Source organism: Rhizobium sp. NPDC090279 (assembly GCF_044769665.1).
Classification (GTDB): Bacteria; Pseudomonadota; Alphaproteobacteria; order Rhizobiales; family Rhizobiaceae; genus Rhizobium.
The window spans coordinates 384,045-408,827 of record NZ_JBIVYI010000002.1; the positions used below are offsets into that span (position 1 = coordinate 384,045).

Consider the following 24,783-nt stretch of genomic DNA (forward strand, 5'->3'; position numbering starts at 1 on the left):
ACAACGCTACAAGTGCCGCAGGGGAAACGGCTGTCGTGGCGATTTGATCGATCAGAATGTGGGAGCAAGGCAATGCTGGGACCGACCGGTCATACCGATACATTCACGCGAGACAATCTGCCGCCCTTCGACCAATGGCCCGAACTGCGCATGGATGGTTTCGACTATCCGGAATGGCTGAACGCCGGCTTTGAACTCAGCGACCGGATGGTGGAAAAGGGTTTCGGCGACCATGTCGCCCTGATCGGCAACGGCCGCCGCCGCACCTATAAGGAACTGGCTGATTGGACCAATCGCATCGCGCACGCGCTCATCGAGAATTTCGGCGTCAAGCCCGGCAATCGCGTTCTCATCCGCTCCGGAAACAACCCTGCGATGATCGCATGCTGGCTGGCGGTGACGAAGGTCGGCGCAGTCGCCGTCAACACCATGCCGATGCTGCGGGCGGGCGAACTTTCGAAGGTCATCGACAAGGCGGAAATCTCGCTTGCGCTTTGCGATACGCGGCTGCTGGAAGAGCTTGTCTCGGCGGCCAAGGATAGCCGCTTCCTGAAGCAGGTGATCGGCTTCGACGGCACCGCCAATCACGATGCCGAGCTCGACCGGATCGCGCTTAACAAGCCCGTTCGCTTCGAACCGGTCAAAACCGGGCGGGATGATGTGGCGCTACTCGGTTTCACCTCGGGCTCAACGGGCGTGCCGAAGGCGACCATGCATTTCCATCGCGATATCCTGATCATCGCCGATGCCTATGCCAAGGAAGTGCTGCAGGTGACGCCCGACGACGTCTTCATCGGCTCGCCGCCGATCGCCTTCACCTTCGGGCTCGGCGGTCTCGTGGTCTTCCCCTTGCGCTTCGGGGCATCGACGGCACTGCTCGAAAACGCTTCGCCGAAGAACATGGTCGAGATCATCCAGGAATATGGCGCGACGATCAGCTTTACCGCGCCCACCGCTTATCGCGCCATGCTGGCGGCGATGGAGGAGGGGGCTGATCTTTCCTCGCTGCGCATCGCGGTTTCCGCCGGCGAGACGTTGCCTGGACCGATCTTCGAGGAGTGGACGCGCAAGACCGGCAAGCCGATCCTCGACGGCATCGGCTCAACCGAGATGCTGCATATCTTCATTTCCAACCGGCTTGATGAGGCCAAGCCGAACTGCACGGGCAAGCCGCTTACGGGTTACGAGGCGCGCATCGTCGATGACGAGATGAACGAGGTGCCGCGCGGCACCATCGGCAAGCTCGTCGTTCGCGGGCCGATCGGCTGCCGTTATCTTGCGGACCACCGGCAGGCCGACTATGTGCGAGGTGGCTGGAACCTGACAGGCGACAGCTTCATTCAGGATGAAGACGGCTATTTCCATTTCGCCGCGCGTTCCGACGACATCATTCTTTCCGCCGGCTACAATATCGCCGGGCCGGAAGTGGAGGCCGCACTTCTGTCGCATGCCGACGTGCTCGAATGCGCCGTCATCGGCAAGCCGGACGAGGAGAGGGGGCATATCGTTCAGGCCCATGTGGTGCTGTCGCCAGGTGTTGCCGGCTCGGAGCTGCTCGTCAAGGCGCTGCAGGATCATGTGAAGGCCGCGATCGCGCCCTATAAATATCCGCGCTCCATCATCTTCGTCGAGGCTCTGCCGAAGACGGAATCCGGCAAGATACAGCGCTTCCGCTTGAAATAATCGACGCGGCAGCAGGCGGGATGCCCGCACGCTGCCGGCGATGTATTGTCGGATTCTCAATCCTCGAGCACTTGTCTCGGAGCGCAGGCGTTTTGTCGCGCCGGCCAGCAAATCCCGATCTCATTCCTTCCTTCTGGCAGCTTCGGGTCTTCGCATTAGTTTTATGCATTTGCATATATTTGGATGATACATCCATGCGGCTGTCAATGGTCTCGGGTGGCTGTACAAGATGGTTGTGCGGCCAATATCGTAAATTCGAGTGGCGAAACCCGATAATTGTTCGTTGACAGTTCAAGGAAGTTCAAAATATGATTTTGCAAATGATTTAAAGAAGCCCACAAGGGCAAAGGGGTATATCTATGGCCGAGCGATCGTTTGCGCGCGAGGTCGAGGATCTGAAGCTCGGGGAAGGCGATGTCTTCCGCGGCGAGGGCATTCTCGCGATCACCAAGGCACTTCTACAGTCCGGTGTTTCCTATGTTGGCGGCTATCAAGGCTCGCCGATTTCCCATCTCATGGACGTGCTGGCTGACGCCAAGGACGTGATGCAGGATCTGGGCGTCCATTTCGAGACGTCGGCATCGGAGGCCGCCGCGGCCGCCATGCTGTCCGCCTCCGTCATGTATCCGGTGCGCGGCGCCGTGACCTGGAAATCGACGGCGGGCACCAATGTCGCCTCCGATGCGCTTTCCAACCTCTCATCGGGTGGCGTCACGGGCGGCGCGTTGATCATCATCGGCGAGGATTATGGCGAGGGCTCCTCGATCATGCAGGAGCGCAGCCATGCCTATGCGATGAAATCGCAGATGTGGCTGCTCAACCCGCGCCCGAACCTGCCGTCGATCGTGCAGGCGGTCGAGGAAGGGTTCGAGCTTTCGGAGGCTTCCAATACGCCCGTCATGCTGCAGGTCGGCATCCGCAGCTGCCATGTACACGGCCAGTTCGTCGCCAAGGATAACAAGCGCCCGGCCTATACGCTGAAGCAGGCGCTCGAAAATCCAGTGCGCGACGTCAACCGCATCGTGCTGCCGCCCGCTTCCTTCCTGCATGAGAAGGAGAAGCTGGAGAAGCGTTGGCCGGCGGCCGTCGAGTTCATCAAGCAGCGCCAGCTCAACGAATATTTCGGACCGTCCGAAGGCGAGGTCGGCATCATTCTGCTCGGCGGCGCCTACAACGGCGTCATGCGCGCCCTGCAGCAGCTCGGCCTTGCCGATGTCTACGGCAATTCCGCCGTGCCGCTTTATGTCCTCAACGTCGCCTACCCGCTTGTTGATGACCAGATCGCCGAGTTCTGCGCCAACAAGAAGGCGGTCCTGATGGTCGAGGAGGGGGCGCCCGAATATATCGAGCAGTCTCTCAACACCATCCTGCGCCGCCGTGATATCCAGACCAGGGTCGCCGGCAAGGATGTCCTGCCCATGGGGGGCGAATATACCGCGCCCGTATTGATGAAGGGCATCAAGAACTTCCTGGAAGTGCATCAGCGCGTATTGCTCGGCAACCAGCCGCCGCTGCCGGACCCGACGCCGATCCTCAACGATCCGAAGATCAAGGCGCTGGCCGAAGTCGTGCCGCCGCGCCCGCCCGGTTTCTGCATCGGCTGTCCCGAGCGGCCGATCTTCGCGGCGATGAAGATGGTGGAGGGCGAACTCGGCGAGCATCACATCTCCGGCGATATCGGCTGCCATCTCTTCTCGATCCTGCCGCCGTTCAATCTAGGCAGCACGACCATGGGTTACGGGCTCGGGCCGGCCGCCGCCTCGGCCTTCAATGTCGCCGCCGACAAACGCGTGATCTCGGTCATGGGGGATGGCGGCTTCTGGCACAACGGCCTTGCGACCTCGGTCGGCAATGCCGTCTTCAACAAGCAGGACGGTGTCATCCTCGTCGTCGACAATTATTATTCGGCCGCGACCGGCGGACAGGACATACCGTCTTCGCGGGCGCTCAACCCGCGCCGCAAGACCAACAACTCCATCGTCAATGCCGTGAAGGGCATCGGCGCGACCTGGGTGCGCCAGATTGACCGCACCTATGATGTTGCCAAGATGCGCGACACGCTGCGCGAGGCTCTGACCTCGAAGGAGCCCGGGCCGAAGATCATCGTCGCCTCCTCGGAATGCATGCTCAACAAGCAGCGCCGCGTGAAGCCGCAATTCGCCAAGGCTGTCAAGGACGGCAAGCGCATGGTCAAGGAGCGCTTCGGCGTCGACGAGGACGTCTGCACCGGCGATCACGCCTGCATCCGCCTTTCCGGCTGTCCGTCGCTGTCGGTCAAGCATACCGACGATCCGCTGAAGGACGATCCGGTGGCGGCGATCGACAATAATTGCGTGGGCTGCGGCAATTGCGGCGAAGTCTCGGAGGCGGCGGTGCTCTGTCCCTCCTTCTACCGTGCGGATATCATTCATAATCCGACGGGCTGGGACCGCTTCGCCGCCCGTCTGCGCTCTGCCGTGATCGGCTGGTTGCAGGCGCGTCGCCGGGCTGGCCGCATTGTCTTTTCAGATTGAGAGGGCGATATGGACGAGCATGTGAGCATGAGTGACCTCGGCGCTAACAGACTTTCGACGGACAAGCCGCTGTCGCTTGCCATTCTCGCCATGGGCGGACAGGGCGGCGGCGTGCTGGCCGACTGGATCGTTGGCCTTGCCGAAGCCGAGGGATGGATGGCGCAGACGACATCCGTGCCCGGCGTCGCGCAGCGCACGGGCGCGACAATCTATTATATCGAGATGCTGCCGGCGAAAGATGGTCACGCGCCGATCTTTTCGCTGATGCCGACGCCGGGCGATGTCGATGTCGTCATGGCCGCCGAGCTGATGGAGGCGGGCCGCTCCGTGCTGCGCGGCCTGGTCACGCCCGACAAGACCGTGCTGATTGCCTCGACGCATCGCTCTTTTGCTGTTGGTGAGAAGGAAAAGCCGGGCGATGGCATCGGCAATCCCGAAGTGGTGGTTGAGGCGACGGATTTCGCCGCCAAACGGACCATCGCCTTCGACATGGAGACGCTGGCCGTCAGGAACGGCAGCGTGATTTCGGCCTCGATGTTCGGCGCTCTGGCCGGCTCGGGTGCGCTTCCCTTCGCAAAGCAGGCTTTCGAGGCGATGATCCGCGCCGGCGGCAAGGGTATCGAGCCGAGCCTCAAGGCGTTCAATGCCGCCTTCGATCGCGTCAAGGACAAGCCGCGCGATGCGGTTTCCGCGACGCCGCCGAAGCATTTCGACGCCCTGCCGGAAACCGCCGGTCATCCGGCGCTGGATCGGCTGGTCAATCGCATCCGCGCCGAATTTCCGGAAGCTGCCTGGCCGCTGCTGTTTGCCGGCGTCAAGAAGCTGACCGATTATCAGGACCCGACCTATGCCGATGAATATCTGAGCCGTGTCGCGGCACTCCACGCGCTTGATCGCAAGGCCGGCGGCGCGAGCAAGGACTTCGCCTTCACCGTGCAGGCGGCGAAATATGTCGCGGTGGCCATGGCTTATGACGATGTCATCCGCGTTGCCGATCTGAAGGTGCGTGGCTCGCGCTTCGAGCGGGTGCGCAAGGAGGTCGGCGCCAGGGACGACCAGATCGTCTACATGACCGAATACATGCATCCGCGCATGGATGAGGTCTGCGGCACGATGCCGAAGGCCATGGGTTTCTGGATCGAAAGCCGGCCACGCCTGTTTGCCCGGCTCGACCGCCTCGTCAACAAGGGCCGACGCGTTCAGACCGGCACGCTGTTCTGGTTTCTCGGCCTCTACATGGTCTCCGCGCTACGACGCATCCGTCGCGGTACGCTGCGTCACTCGCGCGAAGTCGAACATCGCGAAGCCTGGCTGGCGGCGGCGTCCAATCTGCTGGCCGCGAATTACGATCTCGCCGTCGAGGTACTCGGCAATCGTCGTTTGGTCAAAGGCTATTCCGATACGCATGCGCGCGGCCTTTCCAAATTCGATCGCGTCATGTCGGCGCTGCCGCTGCTGCGTGATCGTGAGGACGGAGCAGCCTGGATGAGGCGGCTGCGGCAGGCCGCACTGCTGGACGAGAAGGGTACGGCGCTTGATGGAGCGCTGAAAACGGTCGGGACGCTGTGATGGGTGTGTTTTAGCCACCCGCCCTCGTGGTTCGAGGCTCCGGCCCTTCGGCCCTGCGCACCTCACCATGAGGGCTAATCTTTTGGGCTAGTCGCGAAATTCGCTCTGCCTCATCCTGAGGCGCATCTCGAAGCGTAGCGGAAAGATGCCTCGAAGGACGAGGCGGCCACAGGCGCCGCCACGATCTCCTCAAATCTCATGCTTCCTGATGTTGTGCAGCACCTTGTGCAGGGTCGAGATGAAGGTGCGATACTCGGCCTCGTCGACGCCGTCGAACATCTGCAGGAAGAGGTCGTACATGGTCGGCCACACCTTCTCGAAAGCGGCCCGGCCTTCCTCGGTGATGGAGACGTCGCGGATGCGCATGTCTTCGGCGCGAGGCTGGCGGCGGATGTAGCCCTGCTGTTCGAGGGAATCCAAGGTGCGGCTCATTGTCGACTGCTCGGTCACGGCAAAGACGGAGAGCTCGTTGATGGTGACGCTGGAGGAGACGCTGAGAACGGCCAGCGCCCGCATCTTGGCGGTCGTCATGTCATATTCGCGCAGCTCCTCCGACATGTTGGCGTTCCATCGGGCCATCAGCCGGTTCATCAGATAGGGTGCGAAATGATTGAGACCGATTTCGCCCATGGTCGGGCGCTTTGCGTTCTCATCTCGCTTGCGTCTCAAAACGGTGCCTGAAAACCGTTCCTCCATCGACGATACTCCCCAGGAAACTTGCTATTTCAGCGATGATGCGAGCAGGAAGCCGGAGCCTCCACCAAGACCGGCGCCCGGATGCACCGAGGCGCCGATGTGGTAAAGGCCCGTTACGTGGGTGCGGTGATTAACCGATGACTTGAAGGGACGCCAGATGAAAAGCTGGTCGAGGCCGCAATAGCCGCCATAGGGGTCGCCGCCGACCAGGTTCATGTTCATCGCTTCGAGATCACCCGGGGAATAGGCGCGGCGTGCGAGCTTTATGCCGGAGAAATTCTCGATATGGCTTTCGAGCAGCACTTCGATACGGTCGGCATAGCGCTCGCGCACCTCTTCCGTCCAGCGGCCGTCCTCAGGCACTGCGATCTCGCCCGCGGCATCGCCCTTGATATGGCGCGGCGCTTCGGGAAGCTGCAGCCAGAGGATCGATTTTCCCTCAGGCGCGCGGCTGGGATCGAGCGCGACGGGCTGGCCGACGCAGACAGTGGGCTCGGCCGGCAAGAGCCTGCGTTCGCACTCGTTAGCGGCACGCGAGACGCCGTCGAGGCCGGGGGTCAGATGCAGCAAGGCCACCTTGCCAAGTTCCGCGTTGGCTTTCCAGCGCGGCGGCTCGGAAAGGGCGTAGTGAATCTGCATGTCGCCCTTGCCATAGCGATAGTTGGCGACGCCCGTTTTGATGTCCACAGGCAGCGGATCAGGCCAATCGGCCATCAGCCGCTCGTAAAGCTGGTTGGGGGTTACCGAGCAGATGACTCCGGCCTTCGCCTTCAACGTTTCGCCATTCGCAAGACGCACGCCATCGGCACTGCGATTGTGGTCTGGAATGATGGCTGCAACGTCGGCACCAACGCGGATTTCGCCGCCATGATCGGTAATCAGCCGCTCGAAAGCCGTCAGCAGGTTCGCAGCGCCGCCCTTGACGATTGGCGCGCCGCCGAACTCCAGCGCGAAGCCGATCACCTTCAGCATTTCGGCGGAATAGGCGCTTTCGGGGCCGAGGCCGCAATGGAGCACCCATGGCGCCCAGAATGCGTGAATATCCTCGGATCTATAGTTGGTTTCGAGATAGCCGCGCGCCGGCGTCAGGGCATCGCCAAACCAGGCCGCCAGCTTGCGCAGGCCGCGGTTCCAACCCTGCTTGCCGATCGTCTTCAGGGTTGATCCCGACCATAGCGCACCGCCGAGCAGGGAAAACAGGAATGGCGCGTCGGCGGCAAGTGCGTCCATTTCGCGCGAGAAGGCTTGCCCGTCGCCGAGCGACAACTCGTCGAAGGTGGCGACGTTGCGCCGTCGGTCCTTGGAGAAGATGACGTGCGAGCCGTCGGGTCTCAACACGCCGGTTGGCAAGTCGGCATGAGCAAATTCCAGACCGCGCGCCTCGAGATCCCTACCGATGGCGCCATAGGCCGGCGAGGTGAGGAACAGCACCATGGTCGTCGCCATCACGTCGTGGACGAAGCCGGGCTCGGTGATCTCCTCGGTGCGCAGGCAGCCGCCGATGCGGTCGTTGCGCTCAAGGACGAGTACCTTGTGACCCTTCTTGCCGAGCATCGCGGCTGCGACGAGCGCATTTATGCCGCTGCCGACGATGATGTAATCATGATCATCCATTGCCGCTGCCCCTCACAGGCAAGATGAATGGAAAGGAGGAGCCTGGTTTGCCCAGGCTCCCGCCCTTTCAACCTATCACGCAATCAGTGCCAGGGCGCGAACCGGCGAGCCGGTGCCCTTGACGAATTTCAGCGGGGCGGCGATCAGCACGGCACCCTTGGCGGGAAGCTGATCGAGATTGGAGAGGCTGGCGAGACCATAGCGATTGGCCTTGTGCATGAGGTTGTGTGCCGGGAATGGCGGGTTCATGCCGCCGGCAGAGCCGGCATCGGTGCCGATGGTTTCCGAACCCCAGCCGATAATGCCCTTGCTCAACAGATATTCGATCGCTTCGGCGGTCGGGCCAGGAGAGTGCGGGCCGTTTTCATCGGCATTCAGGAAGGTTTCGGTCGAGCCGTTGCGCTTGTACCAATCGGTGCGCAGCAGCACCCAGCTGCCGGGCTCGATGGCGCCGTTCTGGGCTTCCCATTCCTTGATGCTGTCGACCGTCAGCAGATAGTCCGGATTGGCGGCGGCTTCCTTGGAGCGGTCGATGACATTGACCGGGGCCACGAAATTCTGCGGCGGGATGGTATCCGTCGTATTGTTCGGGTTGTCCTTGCCCGTGATCCAATGACAGGGCGCGTCAAAATGGGTTCCGGTGTGTTCGCCGAGTTCCAGCCAGTTCCAGGCCCAGAAAGGGCCATCCTGATTATATTCGGAGATCGTGTGGACCTTGACGTTGGGCGTGTTCTTGCCGAACTGTGGCGGCAGGTAGAGTACCGGCGTATCCGGGCCGAGCGGCGCGGTGAGATCGACGACCTTGACGGAGCCCGAAAGCAGGGCCGAGGCGAGGCTGGCGAGTGTGGTGGCGGTCATATTTTTGAGTTCCCCTTGTTGTCGCATGACCCTATGCGAAGAGCCGCTAGGCGGACCTTCCGATCGGGATCAGGCTTGAAGTCAATATCGCCAGGCGCGGGGTGTCTTTCCTCCTGACACCGGGTCCGCGCGGCGGCGGAATGAAGGGAGCGTATGTCACAATATATGATATTGCAAGCATTCCGGCATGCTTCTGGAGGCTAAAATCGGCGCTCCTTTCGGGAGTGATTGGACGCTCGTAGATCGCTGAAAGAAAACGGCAAATCCCGACGAATTTCAAAGCAATGCTACTTTCGATTGTGTTTTTCGCCGGTAATTCGTGCTGATAGATACTTGAAGCCTAAAGCTCAAGATGTATGCATGTGACAATAATAATGAACCGATGAAGGGGGCGAGCGATGAGCTATGATGCGATCATAGTGGGGGCCGGCCACAATGGCCTGGCGGCGGCGGTGCATCTGGCCTCCAGGGGCTGGAAGGTGGCCGTCATCGAGGGCAATGCGGTACCCGGCGGCGCAGTCAAGACCCGCGAGGTGACGCTGCCCGGTTTCCGGCACGATCTCTGCGCCATGAACCTCTCCATGTTCGCCGGTTCGGCCTTCTTTGCGCAGTATAAAGGCGAGCTGCTGGCCGAAGGGCTGGACTTCGTGCCTGCGGCGGACTGCTTCGCCAGCGTCTTTCGTGACGACACCTATCTCGGGGTTAGCACCGATCTCGAGAAGACTACGGGCGCGATCGCCGATATCTCGCCGCAGGATGCCGCTGCCTGGCGCCATATGCTCTCTGAGTTCGGTGCGGATGCGCCCTATATCTTCGGTCTGCTCGGCTCGCCCATGCCCTCCATGGCGGCGGCCAAGATCGTCTGGAAAGCCTGGCGCGGGAAGGGGGCGGGCTGGGTCTACGACACCGCACGCATGCTTCTTGCCTCGCCGCGCGATTTTCTCGACGCGCGCTTCCAGAACGCCAAACTGAAGACGATGATGGCCGCCTGGGGCCTGCATCTGGATTTTGCGCCCGACGTCGCGGGCGGCGCGCTGTTTCCCTATCTCGAATCCATGGCCAATCAGGCCTTCGGCATGGTGATCGGCAAGGGCGGGGCCGATACGATCGTCAGGGCGATGACCGCCGTGCTGAAGAGCAAGGGTGGTGAGCTGATGCTGGGCACGCAAGTCGACAAGATCGTCACATCGCGCGGCAAGGCGACCGGCGTCATCCTTGCCGACGGCCGCCGCTATGAGGCAAAGCGCGCCGTCATCGCCAATGTCCATCCGCAGCTCCTGTTCGGCAAGCTCCTGGATCAGGACCCGGCGCGCCAGGAGTTCGACGGCAAGGTCAGGCGCTTCCGCGCCGGGCCGGGCACGATGATGATCCATCTGGCACTGTCGGGCCTTCCGGACTGGACGGCGGGCAAGGCGCTGCAGAATTTCGCCTATGTGCATATCGCGCCGGATCTCGAGATGATGTCGCGCGTCTATGCCGAGGCAATGGGCGGCCTGTTGCCGGCCGAGCCTGCCCTGGTGGTCGGGCAGCCAACGGCGATCGACCCGTCGCGCGCTCCGTCTGGACAGCATGTGCTCTGGATACAGGTGCGCGTGCTGCCGGCGGCATTCCATGGCGATGCCGCCGCTGAGATCTCCGGCGCCAGTTGGGATGAGATCAAGGACGCTTATGCCGAACGTGTGCTTGATATCATCGAGCTATACGCGCCCGGCTTGCGTGGCAAGATATTGGGAAGATCGGTGTTTTCACCCATCGATCTGGAGCGGGAGAACCCGAATCTCATCGGCGGCGATAACCTTTCCGGCAGCCATCACCTCGACCAGAATTTCCTGTTCCGCCCCGTTGCCGGCTATTCGCGCTACAAGACGCCGGTCGCTTCATTGTTCATGTGTGGGGCCTCGACATGGCCGGGCGCGGGAACGGGCGCCGGTTCCGGTTTCATGTTGGGGAAAATGCTGGCCAAGTGACAGTTGCATGACTTGACGCTCGAACCTTTGACATTTCAAATATCGTCCCCTAGATCGCTTAGACTAGTGATGCGGAACGATAGGCCGAGGCGACGTCATGACAGAGGCAGAGAGTGCAACCGTTGATCTGGAGATCATCGTTCAGGGAGCGCAGGAAGGCAAAAAGCTCGAACTGCGGCTCTGGCTGCGGATGCTGTCGACCACGAAGCTGATCTCGCAGGAAATTCGCCGCCGGCTGCGCAACGAATTCGGCGCGACCCTGCCGCAATTCGACCTGATGGCGCAGCTCTATCGCGAACGCGAGGGCTTGCGGCTCGGAGAGTTGTCAAAGCGCACCATGGTCACTAACGGCAATGTCACCGGGCTTGTCGAACGGCTGGAAGCGGATGGGCTCGTGCTGCGCGTCACGCCCGATGGCGACCGGCGGGTGACGGTCGCGAAGCTGACGGAGAAGGGCGAGACGTCGTTCAGTGCCATGGCCGCGGCGCATGAAGGCTGGCTGCGCGACATGATGGCAGATGTCGATCCCGCCATCGTCAGCGAACTATGGCGGGATATCGGCCTGGTAAAGTCATCGGTCAGCAATCATCTTTCAGGCACCGACTTCGACTAAGCGCGTGCTCTATCTCGCCCGCTCGCTCTTGAACTTCTTCTCGAGCACGCTGACGAGACGCACCATCGGCCAGAGCAGGATGATGTAGATCAGCGCGGCCATGATGAGCGGCGAGGGGTTGGCATAGAAGCCTTGCGCGTTCTGTCCCTCTTTCAGCAGTTCCGGCAGCGCCACGGTCGAAGCGAGCGACGTATCCTTGAACATGGAGACGCAATTGCTTGTTGTCGGCGGGATGACGATACGGACGGCCTGTGGCAGCACGACCTTGTAGAGCGTGATCAGAAAGGGAATGCCGAGCGCTGCGGCCGCTTCGAACTGGCCGCGCGGCACGCTTTCGATCCCCGAGCGGAAGACCTCCGCCGAGTAGGCCGCCAGCACGATGGAAAAGCCGAGGATGGCCGACCACCAGGCCGAAAAGCTGATGCCAACGAAAGGCAGCGCGTAGTAGATCAGGATCAGCACGACCAGCATCGGCATGGCGCGCATGATGTCGATATAGGCGATCATCAAAAGCTGCAGCGGCTTCGGCGCATAGAGGCGGATCAGGCTGATGACGAGGCCGCCCGTCACGCCGATCAGGATGCTGACCACGCCGAGCGCGATGGTCATCCAAAGCCCGCGCAGCAGCTGCGGGAAGGCCGAGATCATGACGTCGGAATTGAGAAAGGTATCGACGAAAGACATTGGCACTCCCATGTGCAGGACGAAGATGAGATTTCCTTACATTTACGCCGGCCGTGGCGGCCGGCGTAAATTCATGTCAACGATGATCTTTTGATCACGCCTTGGGGATCGGCAATTCGGTGACGGTGGAGGAGCCCGCCGGAGCCTTGCCGCCGAACCACTTCTCGTGGATCTTTTCGAGCGTGCCGTCCTTCTTCATCGCGGTGATGGCGTCGTTGATCTTGGCGACGAGCGGTGAATCCTTGGTCATCATCAGGCCGTACTGCTCGCCGGTCTTGATGCGATCCTTGATGGCAAAGCCCTTGGTCTTGACGAAGAGGTACTGCATGCCGGGGATGTCGCTGACGACGGCGTCGATGCGGCCGGCGCCCAGATCGAGGAACATGTCCTGCTGCGAGTTGTAGCCCTTGACGTCGGCAAAGCCCTGCGCCGCCTTGTTGTCGTTGACCCATTTTTCGCCCGTCGATCCGGACAGCACGCCAACGGTCTTGCCCTTGAGATCGGCAAGCGTCTTGATCGGGGTGCCTTCCTTGGTGGCGACGCCCATGTCGGAGTCGTAATAGGGCTGCGTGAAGGACTGCGACTTCAGGCGTTCCGGCGTAATCGTGATAGACGAGATCGCCACGTCGATGCGCTTGGAACTCGTGGCCGCAAACAGGGCCTGGAAGCCATAGTCGGCGATGTTTGTGGTCATGCCGGCGCGCTTGGCCGCTTCGTTGACGACATCGACTTCGAAGCCTTCGAAGCCGCCATTTGCGGTCTTGTATTCGAAGGGCGGATTGTTCGGATAGGAACCGACGTTCAAGACATCGGCGGCATACGCAAAGTGGCTTCCGCCGGCCAGGCCGACGGCGGTCGCTAGGACCAGCAGACTGCGACGAGTAATGGGCATTTTCTTGGTCTCCCTCTGGTTATATGGCTACGGGCTTTTCCTCTCACCCGCGGATATTCCTCGTCCGCCCGGTCGGGCGGCCGTATCATGTCATCGCGTTGACCATCCGGTCGAGCGCGATGCGCATCTGTTCTGTTTCGCGGAACGTGCACATGCGCAGGAAGGCGCGGGACGAGTCGCCGAAGTGGTATCCCGGCGCCAGGCCGACACGGGCCGTTTCGAGGATACGCTCGCAGAGCGCCGTCGCATCGGGCTCGCCCTGCAACGAGAAGAAGGCGTACATGCCGCCGCGCGGCTTCTCCGGAAGGATCATGCCCGGTATCTTCGGCAGCTTCTCATAGGCCAGATCGAGCCCGGCCTTGATGCGGCCGCGGATCTCGGCGACCAGCGGCTCGCCTTCGCGCAGAGCCGCGGCGGCACCGGCCTGTACCATGGCAGAGGTGCCGCTGTTGATATACTGCGTCATCGCGCCAAGCTGGTCGGCGATGGCCGACGGGTGCGTGAGCCAGCCGACGCGCCAGCCAGTCATGGCCCAGGCCTTGGAGAAGCTGTTGATCGCGATCACGCGATCGCCGTCCTCGGCGACCTGCAGGATCGAAGGGGCGATGTCGCCGTCGAAATAGAGGCGGGCGTAGACCTCATCGGAGATGATCCAGATGCCGGTGCGGCGGCTGAAATCCAAGAGCGCCTGCATTTCCTCGCGCGAGGCTGTCCAGCCCGTCGGATTGGCGGGTGTCGACAGGAAGATCGCGCGGGTGCGGGCGTCGCAGCGCGCGAAGAGCTTGTCGAGATCGAGGCGCCAATCGGTGTCGAAATCAAGCGACACGGCGCGCGGCTCGCCGCCGATCAGGTGGATGGCGTTGTGGATGTTTGGCCATTGCGGCGCGACGTAGACAACATTGGTGCCGACATCGACGAGTAGTTCGAGCGCCATGTAGAGCGCCTGCATGCCGCCGGGGGCGACCGTCGTGCGTTCGATCGGGATCGGGCGCTGATGCCAGTGCGTCTGATAGTCCGACAGCGCTTCGTTCAGCGTCGCCAGGCCGCGCATGTTCGGAACATAGAAGGTGGCGCCGTCGTCGAGCGTCTTCTTTGCAGCCTCGCGGATGAAATCCGGCGTCACGATATCGCCTTCGCCGAACCAGAGCGGAATGACGCCGCCGAGCTCGCGGGCGCGCTTGGCAAGCACGGCGATATTGTCGGTGCGCATGTCGCGGATCTGAGCGCGAATGCCTTCGAGGGCATCGCGGCTTGACATCGCGTTCGGCAAGTTATGCTGCGGTAGAAGAGACAAGGAATTTCCCCTGGGAATTCGGTGTTGAGGAGCTCAAACAGTTGCAGCAGCTTTCGCTCAAGCAACCCCTCAATTTCGAATGGTTATCCAAAAACAGCTGCATTTCAAGGACAAATTTTAAGCTTAAAAAGTCTACCTTCCCGCTCAATTTCACGTCGCCATTCCATGCGGTAACACTCTGATAAAAATCAGCTTTAGTTCTTCTCTTCTGCGTGCTTGGCCGCCCTTGCGGCATCGACGCCGGCCGCCAGGCTGGCGCCCAGAAACATCGTGTCGCTCGCGAGCATGAAGAAGCTTATGCCGGCTTGCGCCCACGCGCCGATATCATCGGGCGAAGGGCGGAAGATGCCGACCGCGCGGCCGGCGGACAGAGCGGTCTTTGTGACTGTGCCGATCGCCGCATCGAGCCTGTCCTTGCCCGCCGGTCCCATGGCGCCGATCGAGACCGAGAGATCACCGGGACCGATGAAGATCAGATCGACGCCGTCGACGGCAGCGATTTCGGCGATATTGGCAAGCCCCTCGGCCGTTTCGACCTGGATGGCGAGCACCAGCGCCTCATTGGCGTTGGCGAGGTAATCCGGAATGCGGTAGCCATAGGCGGCGGCTCGACCCGGGCCGACGCCGCGGGCGCCTAGCGGGGGATAGCGCGTGGCCTTGACGGCAGCGCGCGCCTGTTCCGCCGTCGAGACGCGGGGCACGAGAACGCCCGCCGCACCCGCATCCAGAACGGCCGCGATGTCCTCGGCCTGATGTCCCGGCACGCGGACCATGGCGGGAACGCGATGGACGTCGGCGGCGCGGATCAGATCCTCGATACGCTCGCGGCTGATCTGTGAATGCTCCCAGTCGATGCAGAGGAAATCAACGCCGGAAGCTGCCGTGACCTCGATGGCGACGGGATGCGGGATTGCCGCAAACGTGCCGATGAGCGGCTTGCGCTCGATACAGTTCCGGCGGAAATCGCTCAACGTCATCCTCCCATTTCAGCGGTCCCCTCAGCGAGGGATAGACCGAAAAGATACAAGTGCGAAGCGGCAATCTGCCCTGAATTGAGGGCGGTTTTCCGTGCCGATCATGATGACGGCACGAAGGCATTGCGGTGGCGGAGTTGTTCGGGCGCCGCCACCGCTCACAGGCACGGCTTAGCTGCGCCGCGCCATGATGTCGGTCAGGACCGCGTCGAACCGCGCGATCTCTTCCATCTTGTTATAATGCACCAGCGACACGCGGATGGCACCCGTTTCCATGGAGAGACCGAGGCGCTTCATCAGGCGGGGGGCGAACATGTGACCGTCGCGCAGGCCGATGCGTTGCTTGCCCATCTCGTCCGCAAATTCCTGCGGGGTGATGCCAGGCATGTTGAAGCAGATTGTGGGAACGCGCTGTTCCAGCCGAGCCTCGTCGGAGATGCCGTAGATGACCGCGCCGTGGCGTTTCAAGACCGCGATCATCTCGCGCGAGAGCATCAACTCGTACTGGCGGATGGCGCCCATGGCGGCGGCAAGCGCCTCGCGGCGGCTATGCTCGCCTGCGGACAAGAAACGGCGGCCAAGGCCTTCGAGATATTTGACCGCCGCATTCATGCCGGCGACGTTCTCATAGGTGAAGGTGCCGACTTCGATCTTGTAGGGCGGCACGTCCGGAATGAAGTCTTCCTTGAATGTGGGAAGCTTGACCAGCGCGTCGTAGCGACCCCAGAGGAAGCCCATATGCGGCGAGAAATTCTTGTAGCCGGAGCAGACGAGATAGTCGCAGCCCCAGGCCTGCACGTCGATCAGGCCATGGGGGCCGTAATGGACGCAATCGAGGAAGGTTTCGGCGCCGGCTGCCTGCGCCAGTTTGCAGACGGCTGCGACATCGACCATCGTGCCGATGGAATGCGCGGTCACGGTGCAGGCGACGAGGCGGGTCTTGTCGTTGAGCAGCGGCTTCAGGTCTTCCACATGCAGCGTGCCGTCCTCGCGCATCCGCCACCAGACGATCTTGGCGCCGTCGCCTTCAAGCGCCATCCAGGTGGCGATGTTGGCGTCGTGATCCATGTCGGTGACGATGATCTCGTTGCGCTCGCCGAGCAGCTTGGCAATACCGAGGCTCACCAGGCGGATGAAGGAGGTGGCGTTCTGGCCGAAGGAGATTTCCTCCGGGCGATAGGCATTGACCAGCATGGCGACGCTTTCGCGCGCTTCCTCCAGATTGCGGTCGACGCCCTGGCTGTGCTGGTATTTCGCCATGCGCTGGACATTGAAATCGATGAGATGATTGGCGACCGCATCGACGACCGTCTGCGGCACCTGTGCGCCGCCGGCATTGTCGAGGAAGACGAAGTCTCCGGCCTTCTGGATGGCCGGGAACATGGCGCGGACCTCGTTGACCGGGAAGCTGTTGTGACCGGCGAATTGCGATGCGGAAGCGGCGGAGCTCATGGGGATCTCGCTCTGGATGTTGGGATTGAAACCTCTATTTTGATCATTTGATCACAAAATACTTTAAGGTTCAACCAAATTCCTCAATCTCTGTTTGGAGGCTTAGCGGCGGGTTGAGCCGGAACCCTTGCGCGGTTCTTCCTGCGTGGCCGGGCAATAATCCCGGAGAATTTCGTGAGTGCGGCTGATGTCGGCGACGACGCCGTCCCGGGCGCCGACGAAGTCGCCGGCCTTCAATGCCTTGACGATCGGGACATGCTGGCCGGCGGGGTCGAGCTCGCCGCTGCGCATCAGGGGCTCGACCGAGGCGGAGAGCATGCGCATGTAGGGGCCGAAGCGCAGCCACAGTGTTTCGATGAGTTGCAGCAGCACCTCGGAACCGGAAGCGCGATAGATGGTGAAGTGGAACTGCTGGTTCTTGGCCATCAGATCGTAGACATTGGCGCCGAGGCCGATGACATGCTGTTCCCCGGCGATCCGTTCGAGCGTCGCGATGTCTGTCGGCGTGAGGTTCGGTATGCCGAGTTCGGCGGCAAGCCCTTCCACGGCGATGCGGGCGCGGCAGAGATCGTCGAGCCGGGCGAGCGTGACGATCGGAATGCGGGCCGAGCCGTTGGCTGCGACTTCCAGGGCGTTTTCGGCGGCCAGCCGGCGCAGCGCTTCGCGCACCGGCATGTTGCTGGTTCCGAAGGTTTCGGCGAGCGAGGCGATGGTCAGCGTCTGGCCGGGGTCAAAATTGCCGGCCATGAGGGCGTTTCTGAGCTGCTGATAGACGCTCTCCTGGATCGTCGTTCTGGAGGACACCGGTTCCAGGGCTATGCGCACGCTCGCTTCCTCTCCGCTTTTGGGGACTCGTTCATGGTAGAACGAAGGGCAGGCGAAAGGAAAGGGGCCTCCCGGATCGGGCGCTCAGGCTTCCTCGGCCTCCCAGCTTGCCTCATCGGCCGCATCATTCTTTGCTGGAGCCTTGCGTAAGCCGAGGCCGACGCCGATGAGGGCAAGCGCACCGCCGATCGCATGATAGGAATGCAGCTGTTCCCCAAGCAGTGCCCAGGCCAGCGCCGCAACGATGATCGGCAGGAGATTGATCAGCAGCGATGCGCGGCCCGCTCCGAGCTTATGGATGCCGATCATCCAGCAGAAGGGGGCGATCAGCGATGTCGGGATCGCGGCATAGAGGATCAGCGGCAGATTTGCCGTCGTGATCGGCGAGATATCGCCCATCAAAAAGACCGGGATCAACAGCACGGTCGAAAAACCGATCTGCCAGAAGAGCTGCTGCCACATCGGAAGCGGCATCGCCCAGCGTCTCAACATCACGCCATAGAGCGAATTGGCGAGCACGGCGATGATCATCAGGCCGTCGCCGACATGGAGACCGCCATTGACCAGCCGTATCGGATCGCCTTGAGACGTCAGGTAGATGAGCCCGATCAGCGAAATGGCGCCCCCGGCAATGCTGGCGATGCTCAGCTTTTCTCCGATGAGAAGGCTGGCGAAAAATGTCGACAGCAGCGGCATCAAAGCGAGCATCACACCCATGTTGACGGCCGAGGTGGTCTTGGCCGCCTCATAGGCGAGGCTCTGGTAGATCACCATGCCAAGAGCGCCGAGAATGGCGAGCTTCAGCCAATGCTCGCGCAATTGTGCCCGATTGCGCCATGCGGCGCGGCCAACGAAGGGAAGAAGCACGACGAAGGCGAGCAGCCAGCGATAAAGGGATATCGAGCCCGGCGAAATCAGCCCGGCGGATGCCTTGGTGACGACGGCATTGCCGGACCAGATCAGCACGGTCAGTAATGGCGCCAGTCCGGCGGTGCTGACAATGGATGTGGAGGAATTCGGCTGACTGCTCATGTGAAGGCTCCCGGCGTCGATCTGACTTCAATGGGAAATGAAGGAGGGCTGATAGGGTTCGCCCGTGCGAGGATCTTCTACTCCTTGTCTGAATACTGGTATATAACGAGATTAAGACATCCGGTAGTGAAATGAGGACATGTCAGACAGGCACCCGCGCATCGAGGGCGACCCACCGCAACCGGTCTCCTTTCGGACCGAAAATTATAGGGCAGGCACGGTTTTTCCTAAAGGGAGCCAGCCCTGGGGCGAGCTCAACTATGCGCTTATCGGCGTCTGCGAGTTCGATATCCAGGGCGTGCGCTATCTGTCGCCACCACACTACGCCATCTGGCTGCCGCCGGATACGATGCATGGCGCTCACAACAAGCACGATCTGCGCTATGTGACAGTCTATGTCGAACGCGCGCTCTGCAGCGATCTGCCCGACAAGCCGTCGACCCTCAGTATCAGCCCGCTGCTGAAGGCGATCCTCGCGGATTTCGCGACCCGCGATGTGACGATGCCGAAAACCGCGGAAGACCTGCGGCTGGCGCAGGTTCTGGTCGACCAGATCCGCCTGGCGCCGCGCTGCGAAAGCTACCTGCCGCTTTCCGACGATCCGCTGCTCGCTCCGGTGCTGAGCGCCTTGCAATCCGATCCCGGCGACCGGCACTCCCTCGCGGAATGGGCGCGCCGGATGGGAACGACCGAGCGCACATTGTCGCGCCGCTGCCAGGATGATCTCGGCCTTTCCTTCAACGAGTGGCGTCAGCGGTTGAAGCTCGTCGCCGCGCTGTCGATGGTCGAGGCTGGCGAGCCGGTGCATCGGATCGCATTACAGCTGGGCTACAGCAATGCGTCGGCCTTCATTGCGATGTTTCGTCGGCTGACGGGCACGAGCCCGACGCAGATGCGATAGGTCTCGGAGCGTTTCCAGGAAAAGTGCGCAGCGGTTTTCCGTCCGGAATGCGCAAAGAAACAAGAAGATAGAGCGTTTTCGCGATACGGGGAAAAGCGGAAATGCTCTACGGCTCGATCAGCACGATCTCCAGCTTGCGCAGTTCTTCCGGATCGGCCATCGCGTCGATAAGAGTAATCATGCCATCGGCATTGAGGGTGCAGCGAAGGGCGATGCGCAGCTGCCCGTCGATAACAACGATGGCTCCGACTGCGCCGTTGATAACAGCCAGCCGGGCTCCACGTGCGCGCCCCTGGAAGGTCTTGGCAACGTCGATGCGTCCGCGGATCTCGCCGGCCGATCCCATGCGGGCCGCAACCGCATCCGGCCGGAAGACGGCTTCGGGATCGAGGACAGCGAGCAGCGCCTGCAGGTCGCCGTCACGCGAGGCAATGAAGAAGGCGTCGACGACGTGGCGCTGGCGGGTGAGATCGGCCTCCGTCGTCGATGGTGTGTCTTGCACGCGGCGGCGGGCGCGGCTTGCGAGCTGGCGTGTCGCGACCGTCGTGCGTCCCAGAATCGGGGCGATATCGTCGAAGGACACGTCGAACATATCGTGCAGAACAAAAGCAAGCCGTTCGGCTGGATTGAGCTTTTCCAGGACCACCAGGAGGGCGAGGCCGACGGAATCCGCCAGCAATGCGTCCTGTTCCGGGTCGGTGCCGTTTCCGGCTTCGTGAGCAACTGCGGGCTCGCGGACGCGAAGGGTCAATGGTTCCTCGCGGCGGGATTTGCGCGAGCGCAGCAGGTCGAGGCAGATGCGGGCCGTCACCGTCGTCAGCCAGCCGCTGAGATTATCGATGTCGGACGTATCGCTCCTCCTCAGGCGCAGCCAGGCCTCCTGCACCGCATCCTCCGCCTCCGTGCGCGAGCCGAGCATGCGGTAGGCGACGGCGCGCAGATGCGGCCGGTTTGCCTCGAATTTTTCAGCCTGCCAGTTTTTTTCGTCCATCGGTCACATCTCCTCATCCTGTTCCGTCAAACCCATGACGAACGAAATCCGGCCGGTGTGACATCGGATCGGCGGGAAAGTGCATCGTCGGGAGAAGAGCCGCAACAGGCTCTTAACAACAAGAGGAAACAAGCATGCAAGCTCGTATGAAGAACCCCGTTCTCGTCCTGCCCGAAACCCTGCAGGCGCTCCTGGCCGTCATCCATTCGATCAAGGATCGTGGTCTCTCGGAAAATACCATGGACCTCGTGCATCTGCGCGTCAGCCAGATCAACGGCTGCAGCGTCTGCACCGACATGGGCTTTCGCAAGCTGCAGAAAGCGGGCGAAACGATGGAGCGTATCGTTGGTGTCTCCGCATGGCGCGAAATGCCGTATTTTTCGGATGCCGAGCGCGCGGCCCTTGCGCTTGGCGAGGCAGTCACCCGGCTTGCCGACCGGCCGGATGGCGTCAGCGACGAGATCTGGAACGAGGCGACGAGACACTATGACGAAAAGGCACTCTCTGTCCTCATCGTTGCAATTGCGATCGACAATGTCTGGAACCGGCTGAACTCGACGGTTCGTCAGCCGGCAGGTGCTTCCTGGAATTAAACAGTTGTGAAAGTTCTCCTTCCCCCCTCGGGGAGAAGGTGGCCCAAAGGGTCGGATGAGGGGATAACCGCTTTGAAGTCGTCAGCTTTTGTGATTGTGGATGCCCCCTCATCCGCCTGACGGCACCTTCTCCCCGAGGGGAGAAGGGGGTGCCCCGCATCCAATCGTCCCGTTTTGCCGGAAAAGAAGGTGGCCCACCTTTCAAGCTTCTCCGACCCGCGAGGTCGCCAGCAATTTCGCCAGCCAGTCGACAAAAACGCGTACCTTGTTGCTCAGATGTCGGTTGGGTGGATAGACGATGTGCATGGGCAGTGTCGGCCGGGTCCAGCCGGAGAGGACGGGCACGAGGTCGCCCTTGGCTAGCGCATCCCGCGCCATGAAACTTGGCACTTGCGCGATGCCGAGCCCGGTCATGGCTGCCTGCAGATAGCTGCGGCTGTCATTCACCGAGAGAATGTAGCGCGGGGTGATCTCCAGCGATTCGTTGCCGCGTTCGAACAGGAAAGGAATCGTACGGCCGGTTTGCGCGCGAAAATAGCTGACCGCATAATGTTTGGTCTCCAGCTCTTCTGGCCGTTCCGGAACGCCGTGCTTTTCGATGTAGATGGGAGCTGCGCAGGTGACGAGATGAATCTCGCCGACGCGGCGAGCGATCAGCGACTGGTCGCTCGGCATGCCGGCGCGCAGCGCGCAATCGACATTCTCGGCGAGATAATCCACCAGCCGGTCGCCGACGCCGAGGTCGATATGAATATCGGGATAGCGCTGGTGGAAATCGCAGAGCGCCGGCATGACGATCTTTTCGGCGAAGGCGCCGGCCATCTCGACGCGCAGGCGGCCGCTCGGCAGGCTCTGCGAATTGCTGATGCTGCCATCCAGCTCCTCGATCTCCGAGAGAAGCTGGATGGCGCGCTCATAATAGAGTGCGCCATCGGTCGTCACCATGACGCGCCGGGTCGTCCGGTTCAGAAGCTTGGCGTGCAGATGGGCCTCGAGCGACTGGATGAGCGTCGTCACCGTTGCCTTCGGCATGGAAAGGGCTGCTGCGGCGCGGGTAAAATTACCCGTTTCCACCACGCGCGCGAACGCCCGCATTGCTGATAACTGATCCATTCCATGATATCCCTCGACCACGATGAAAAGAGGTCGATTGTTTGTAATCGTGAATAGTCTGATCGAATATAGGCTACTTATTCTCGAAGCGGAATAACAATATGTTCTTTTCAAGATTGTTGCAATGCGGCACGGGGGCGCTGAAAACCGCATTATCGGGAATGTGATTGCAAGGCGTGCTAAACGGTCGCTGCATTGGATCATGTTTACTCGAACACACAGGGAATTGGGTCGATGAGTGCGCCGTGGAAAGATGTTGTGCTGGAAAACGTGCCCACGGGGCCGGTGGCAGCTCGGATCTACAACGGTGAAGGTTTGAAGAAGGCGGCACCCCTTGTGCTCTATCTGCACGGAGGCGCCTTTCTCGATACCTGTCACGCGACCGAGAGACCGGTGGCGGCAAGCCTCGCCGAGGCCGGTGCCATCGTGGTTGCAGCCGATTATACGAGCTGCAATCAGAATGCTTTTCCGAAGGTGCTGGAATGCGCCTACGGGCTTCTCGCCTATCTCAGCAACAAGCGGAACATGCTTGCGCTGGGTGGGGCAAAGAAATCGCTGTTGTTTGTCGCCGGAGAGGAATCGGGTGGCAATGTTGCAGCGGGTGTCGCTTTAAAGGCGCGCGATCAGATACCCGGTTCGTTGGACGGACAGGTGTTGATATCGCCTTTGCTCGATCCCTTCATGGGCTCGAAATCTTTCCTCCAGGCGGAGGAAAGCGGCATGCGCGAGCGCTGGACGGAGGGTTGGAACCGTTACCTGGGTTTCCTGGGCGGTGTCTGTCATCCTTATGCAGCGCCTCGATACTGTTCGCGGCTTTCGGGCCTCGCGCCGGCATTGGTGCTCACGGCCGAGGACGACCCGCTCCGCGACGAGAGCATGGAATACGGCAGTCGGCTGAAAGCGGCTGGCGTCCGTGTTCGCCAGCAAGTCCTCCCCGCCGGGACAGGCTGGCCCACTCTTTATGGCGGGCAGTCGAAAGACAGGCCTTCATGGCGACAGGATGTATGCTGTTGCTTCAAAAGCTTTGTCGAAGACGTGCAGGCTTGATCGACTAGGGTATCCCGTCCGCTAGGGATAAGCGCGGGCTGGACGAGAGGTCGAAAGCACAAGACCGGAGCGATGGTCACGCGGCTGCGCGACGTTTCGGCCCCCGATTTTATTGAGACGATAGGAATTTTCGGTCCCGTATCCCAAGACGGAGCCAAAGGAGAAACCAACATGAAGTCCAACGACAAGCGCTGGGCCCTGTGGGGCGCCGGCATGGGTGTTGCTGCGGCTGTTGCAGGCGCAGCCTTCTATCTGGAGCTGCCGCGCGGCGCCCAGGCAACCGAGACGGCGAGCCAAGCGGCACCCCCTGCCATTCCCGTTACCGTTGCTGCGGTGGAGCCGCGCGACATCACGTCCTGGCAGGAGTTTTCCGGCCGGCTTGAAGCCATCGACCGGGTCGAAGTTCGGCCGCGTGTTGCCGGCGCAATTCAGTCCGTGCATTTCCGCGAAGGCGCCCTGGTCAAGCAGGGCGACCTGCTGGTGACGATCGATCCCGCAACTTATGAGGCGGCCGTCGCTCAGGCCCAGGCGCAGGTCGGCGCGGCGAAAGCCACTCTTAATCTGGCCAAGGTCGAGGTCGATCGCGGCCAGAAGCTCTTCGACAACAAGACGATCTCGCAGAGCGACATGGACACGCGTGCCAGCAACTACGCAGCGGCTGAGGCCAACCTGAAGGCGGCACAAGCAACATTGCAGACAGCGCAGTTGAATCTCGATTACACGCAGGTCCGCGCTCCGATTGCCGGTCGCGTCGGTAAAATCGCTGTCACTGTCGGTAACCTTGTTGCCGCTGGCGCGTCCTCTTCCGCATTGACGACGCTTGTTTCGGTAGATCCGATCTACGCGAGCTTCAACGCCAACGAGCAGACCGTTACCCAGGCGCTGTCCGAACTGCCGGCTACTGGCGGCGCGGTTCCTCCGGTCGAGCAGATCCCGGTGCAGATCGGCACGGCAAGCGATGACGGCACGCCGATCAAGGGCAAGTTGCAGCTGATCGACAATGAAGTCGATGCGGCGAGCGGTACCGTCAGCGTTCGCGCCGTCTTCGACAATCCGGGCGGACGCCTCATCCCCGGTCAGTTCGTGCGGGTTCGCATGGGCCAGCCGAAGGCGGAGACCAAGCTGCTCATCAGCGAGCGTGCGATCGGCACCGATCAGGACAAGAAGTTCGTCTTCGTGGTCGGCGCAGACAACAAGGTCGAATATCGCCCGGTCAACCTCGGTGATACCGCCGATGGCCTGCGCATCGTCACGTCGGGCCTGAGTGCCGGTGATCGGATCATCGTCAACGGCCTGCAGCGGGTTCGCCCGGGCGCCGTGGTCGATCCGAAGCCGGAAGAGAAGGTCGCTGCCAAGTAATTCATCCGGCCGGAAGACTTAGCTTCCGGCCGCCGTTTCAATGCTTCGATTTTGCAATGCTCGTGGCGCCTCGATGGGCCGCGGGCCCGGACTTCGTGTCCCGTGATTCACCC

The 24,783-nt window shown here is 61.6% G+C and carries 21 protein-coding genes; 9 read left to right on the top strand and 12 right to left on the bottom strand.

Annotated features, from left to right (window positions below):
- Positions 1–72: 72 nt before the first annotated feature.
- The 3 genes from ACIQWP_RS05980 (at position 73) to ACIQWP_RS05990 (ending at position 5,765) form a co-directional block, all read left to right on the top strand.
- Positions 73–1,683: an AMP-binding protein gene (locus ACIQWP_RS05980; protein WP_402783445.1), complete on the top strand. Its 1,611-nt coding sequence runs from the start codon at positions 73–75 to the stop codon at positions 1,681–1,683.
- A 359-nt stretch (positions 1,684–2,042) separates the two neighbouring features.
- Positions 2,043–4,196, top strand: coding sequence for a thiamine pyrophosphate-dependent enzyme (locus tag ACIQWP_RS05985; RefSeq protein ID WP_402783448.1), 2,154 nt, complete (start codon positions 2,043–2,045; stop codon positions 4,194–4,196).
- 9 nt (positions 4,197–4,205) lie between these two features.
- Positions 4,206–5,765: an indolepyruvate oxidoreductase subunit beta family protein gene (locus tag ACIQWP_RS05990; protein WP_402783450.1), complete on the top strand. Its 1,560-nt coding sequence runs from the start codon at positions 4,206–4,208 to the stop codon at positions 5,763–5,765.
- Positions 5,766–5,954: 189 nt separating this feature from the next.
- Here the strand turns inward: ACIQWP_RS05990 and ACIQWP_RS05995 are convergent, their stop codons facing one another.
- From ACIQWP_RS05995 to ACIQWP_RS06005, 3 genes are all read right to left on the bottom strand, one after another.
- A complete protein-coding gene (locus ACIQWP_RS05995) occupies positions 5,955–6,461 on the bottom strand; it encodes a MarR family winged helix-turn-helix transcriptional regulator (protein ID WP_402783452.1) in 507 nt (168 codons plus the stop codon).
- 24 nt (positions 6,462–6,485) lie between these two features.
- Positions 6,486–8,075: a phytoene desaturase family protein gene (locus ACIQWP_RS06000; RefSeq protein WP_402783454.1), complete on the bottom strand. Its 1,590-nt coding sequence runs from the start codon at positions 8,073–8,075 to the stop codon at positions 6,486–6,488.
- 75 nt (positions 8,076–8,150) lie between these two features.
- Positions 8,151–8,933, bottom strand: coding sequence for a cyclase family protein (locus ACIQWP_RS06005; RefSeq protein ID WP_402783456.1), 783 nt, complete (start codon positions 8,931–8,933; stop codon positions 8,151–8,153).
- A gap of 398 nt (positions 8,934–9,331) precedes the next feature.
- Here ACIQWP_RS06005 and ACIQWP_RS06010 point away from each other — a divergent pair, with 398 nt between their 5' ends.
- On the top strand, positions 9,332–10,900 hold the full coding sequence (locus tag ACIQWP_RS06010; protein ID WP_402783458.1) for a phytoene desaturase family protein: 1,569 nt from the start codon (positions 9,332–9,334) through the stop codon (positions 10,898–10,900).
- A gap of 97 nt (positions 10,901–10,997) precedes the next feature.
- On the top strand, positions 10,998–11,513 hold the full coding sequence (locus ACIQWP_RS06015) for a MarR family winged helix-turn-helix transcriptional regulator (protein ID WP_402783460.1): 516 nt from the start codon (positions 10,998–11,000) through the stop codon (positions 11,511–11,513).
- A 9-nt stretch (positions 11,514–11,522) separates the two neighbouring features.
- Here ACIQWP_RS06015 and ACIQWP_RS06020 read toward each other — a convergent pair whose 3' ends face one another.
- From ACIQWP_RS06020 to ACIQWP_RS06050, 7 genes are all read right to left on the bottom strand, one after another.
- The gene (locus ACIQWP_RS06020) at positions 11,523–12,197 is read right to left on the bottom strand and encodes an amino acid ABC transporter permease (protein WP_402783462.1); all 675 of its coding nucleotides are present in this window, start codon (positions 12,195–12,197) and stop codon (positions 11,523–11,525) included.
- A gap of 94 nt (positions 12,198–12,291) precedes the next feature.
- Positions 12,292–13,089, bottom strand: coding sequence for an ABC transporter substrate-binding protein (locus tag ACIQWP_RS06025; RefSeq protein WP_402783464.1), 798 nt, complete (start codon positions 13,087–13,089; stop codon positions 12,292–12,294).
- Positions 13,090–13,174: 85 nt separating this feature from the next.
- A complete protein-coding gene (locus ACIQWP_RS06030; protein ID WP_402783466.1) occupies positions 13,175–14,383 on the bottom strand; it encodes a pyridoxal phosphate-dependent aminotransferase in 1,209 nt (402 codons plus the stop codon).
- Between the two features lie 194 nt (positions 14,384–14,577).
- Entirely contained in the window at positions 14,578–15,354 is a 777-nt protein-coding gene (locus tag ACIQWP_RS06035; protein WP_402783468.1) for an HpcH/HpaI aldolase/citrate lyase family protein, read from the bottom strand.
- Positions 15,355–15,528: 174 nt separating this feature from the next.
- Complete coding sequence (locus ACIQWP_RS06040) at positions 15,529–16,809, bottom strand: cysteine desulfurase-like protein (protein WP_402783470.1); 1,281 nt, start codon at positions 16,807–16,809, stop codon at positions 15,529–15,531.
- A 102-nt stretch (positions 16,810–16,911) separates the two neighbouring features.
- Positions 16,912–17,634 carry a GntR family transcriptional regulator gene (locus tag ACIQWP_RS06045; protein ID WP_402783472.1) on the bottom strand — a complete coding sequence of 241 codons (723 nt, stop codon included), beginning with the start codon at positions 17,632–17,634 and terminating at the stop codon, positions 16,912–16,914.
- 84 nt (positions 17,635–17,718) lie between these two features.
- Positions 17,719–18,666, bottom strand: coding sequence for a DMT family transporter (locus ACIQWP_RS06050; protein WP_402783474.1), 948 nt, complete (start codon positions 18,664–18,666; stop codon positions 17,719–17,721).
- 139 nt (positions 18,667–18,805) lie between these two features.
- Between ACIQWP_RS06050 and ACIQWP_RS06055 the strand changes: the two genes are divergently transcribed.
- Positions 18,806–19,567, top strand: coding sequence for a helix-turn-helix domain-containing protein (locus tag ACIQWP_RS06055; RefSeq protein WP_402783476.1), 762 nt, complete (start codon positions 18,806–18,808; stop codon positions 19,565–19,567).
- Positions 19,568–19,673: 106 nt separating this feature from the next.
- On the opposite strand, the gene ACIQWP_RS06060 is transcribed toward ACIQWP_RS06055, so the two are convergent.
- Positions 19,674–20,558, bottom strand: a complete 885-nt coding sequence (locus tag ACIQWP_RS06060; protein ID WP_402783478.1) for a sigma-70 family RNA polymerase sigma factor — start codon at positions 20,556–20,558, stop codon at positions 19,674–19,676.
- A gap of 134 nt (positions 20,559–20,692) precedes the next feature.
- Between ACIQWP_RS06060 and ACIQWP_RS06065 the strand changes: the two genes are divergently transcribed.
- The gene (locus tag ACIQWP_RS06065) at positions 20,693–21,151 is read left to right on the top strand and encodes a carboxymuconolactone decarboxylase family protein (RefSeq protein WP_402783480.1); all 459 of its coding nucleotides are present in this window, start codon (positions 20,693–20,695) and stop codon (positions 21,149–21,151) included.
- A gap of 201 nt (positions 21,152–21,352) precedes the next feature.
- On the opposite strand, the gene ACIQWP_RS06070 is transcribed toward ACIQWP_RS06065, so the two are convergent.
- Positions 21,353–22,264 carry a LysR substrate-binding domain-containing protein gene (locus ACIQWP_RS06070; RefSeq protein WP_402783482.1) on the bottom strand — a complete coding sequence of 304 codons (912 nt, stop codon included), beginning with the start codon at positions 22,262–22,264 and terminating at the stop codon, positions 21,353–21,355.
- Positions 22,265–22,498: 234 nt separating this feature from the next.
- On the opposite strand from ACIQWP_RS06070, the gene ACIQWP_RS06075 reads away from it, so the two are divergent.
- Complete coding sequence (locus tag ACIQWP_RS06075; RefSeq protein ID WP_402783484.1) at positions 22,499–23,311, top strand: alpha/beta hydrolase fold domain-containing protein; 813 nt, start codon at positions 22,499–22,501, stop codon at positions 23,309–23,311.
- 171 nt (positions 23,312–23,482) lie between these two features.
- On the top strand, positions 23,483–24,670 hold the full coding sequence (locus ACIQWP_RS06080) for an efflux RND transporter periplasmic adaptor subunit (RefSeq protein WP_402783486.1): 1,188 nt from the start codon (positions 23,483–23,485) through the stop codon (positions 24,668–24,670).
- The last annotated feature ends 113 nt before the right edge of the window (positions 24,671–24,783 follow it).

Bases quoted from the DNA above. Each gene is read 5' to 3' on its own strand.
- ACIQWP_RS06050 (WP_402783474.1), bottom strand. From the start codon at position 18,666: ATGAGCAGTCAGCCGAATTCCTCCACATCCATTGTCAGCACCGCCGGA.
- ACIQWP_RS06040 (WP_402783470.1), bottom strand. From the start codon at position 16,809: ATGAGCTCCGCCGCTTCCGCATCGCAATTCGCCGGTCACAACAGCTTC.
- ACIQWP_RS06080 (WP_402783486.1), top strand. From the start codon at position 23,483: ATGAAGTCCAACGACAAGCGCTGGGCCCTGTGGGGCGCCGGCATGGGT.
- ACIQWP_RS06070 (WP_402783482.1), bottom strand. From the start codon at position 22,264: ATGGATCAGTTATCAGCAATGCGGGCGTTCGCGCGCGTGGTGGAAACG.
- ACIQWP_RS06025 (WP_402783464.1), bottom strand. From the start codon at position 13,089: ATGCCCATTACTCGTCGCAGTCTGCTGGTCCTAGCGACCGCCGTCGGC.
- ACIQWP_RS06055 (WP_402783476.1), top strand. From the start codon at position 18,806: ATGTCAGACAGGCACCCGCGCATCGAGGGCGACCCACCGCAACCGGTC.
- ACIQWP_RS06020 (WP_402783462.1), bottom strand. From the start codon at position 12,197: ATGTCTTTCGTCGATACCTTTCTCAATTCCGACGTCATGATCTCGGCC.
- ACIQWP_RS06065 (WP_402783480.1), top strand. From the start codon at position 20,693: ATGCAAGCTCGTATGAAGAACCCCGTTCTCGTCCTGCCCGAAACCCTG.
- ACIQWP_RS06015 (WP_402783460.1), top strand. From the start codon at position 10,998: ATGACAGAGGCAGAGAGTGCAACCGTTGATCTGGAGATCATCGTTCAG.
- ACIQWP_RS05980 (WP_402783445.1), top strand. From the start codon at position 73: ATGCTGGGACCGACCGGTCATACCGATACATTCACGCGAGACAATCTG.
- ACIQWP_RS06060 (WP_402783478.1), bottom strand. From the start codon at position 20,558: ATGGACGAAAAAAACTGGCAGGCTGAAAAATTCGAGGCAAACCGGCCG.
- ACIQWP_RS05985 (WP_402783448.1), top strand. From the start codon at position 2,043: ATGGCCGAGCGATCGTTTGCGCGCGAGGTCGAGGATCTGAAGCTCGGG.
- ACIQWP_RS06005 (WP_402783456.1), bottom strand. From the start codon at position 8,933: ATGACCGCCACCACACTCGCCAGCCTCGCCTCGGCCCTGCTTTCGGGC.
- ACIQWP_RS05995 (WP_402783452.1), bottom strand. From the start codon at position 6,461: ATGGAGGAACGGTTTTCAGGCACCGTTTTGAGACGCAAGCGAGATGAG.
- ACIQWP_RS05990 (WP_402783450.1), top strand. From the start codon at position 4,206: ATGGACGAGCATGTGAGCATGAGTGACCTCGGCGCTAACAGACTTTCG.
- ACIQWP_RS06075 (WP_402783484.1), top strand. From the start codon at position 22,499: ATGAGTGCGCCGTGGAAAGATGTTGTGCTGGAAAACGTGCCCACGGGG.
- ACIQWP_RS06010 (WP_402783458.1), top strand. From the start codon at position 9,332: ATGAGCTATGATGCGATCATAGTGGGGGCCGGCCACAATGGCCTGGCG.
- ACIQWP_RS06000 (WP_402783454.1), bottom strand. From the start codon at position 8,075: ATGGATGATCATGATTACATCATCGTCGGCAGCGGCATAAATGCGCTC.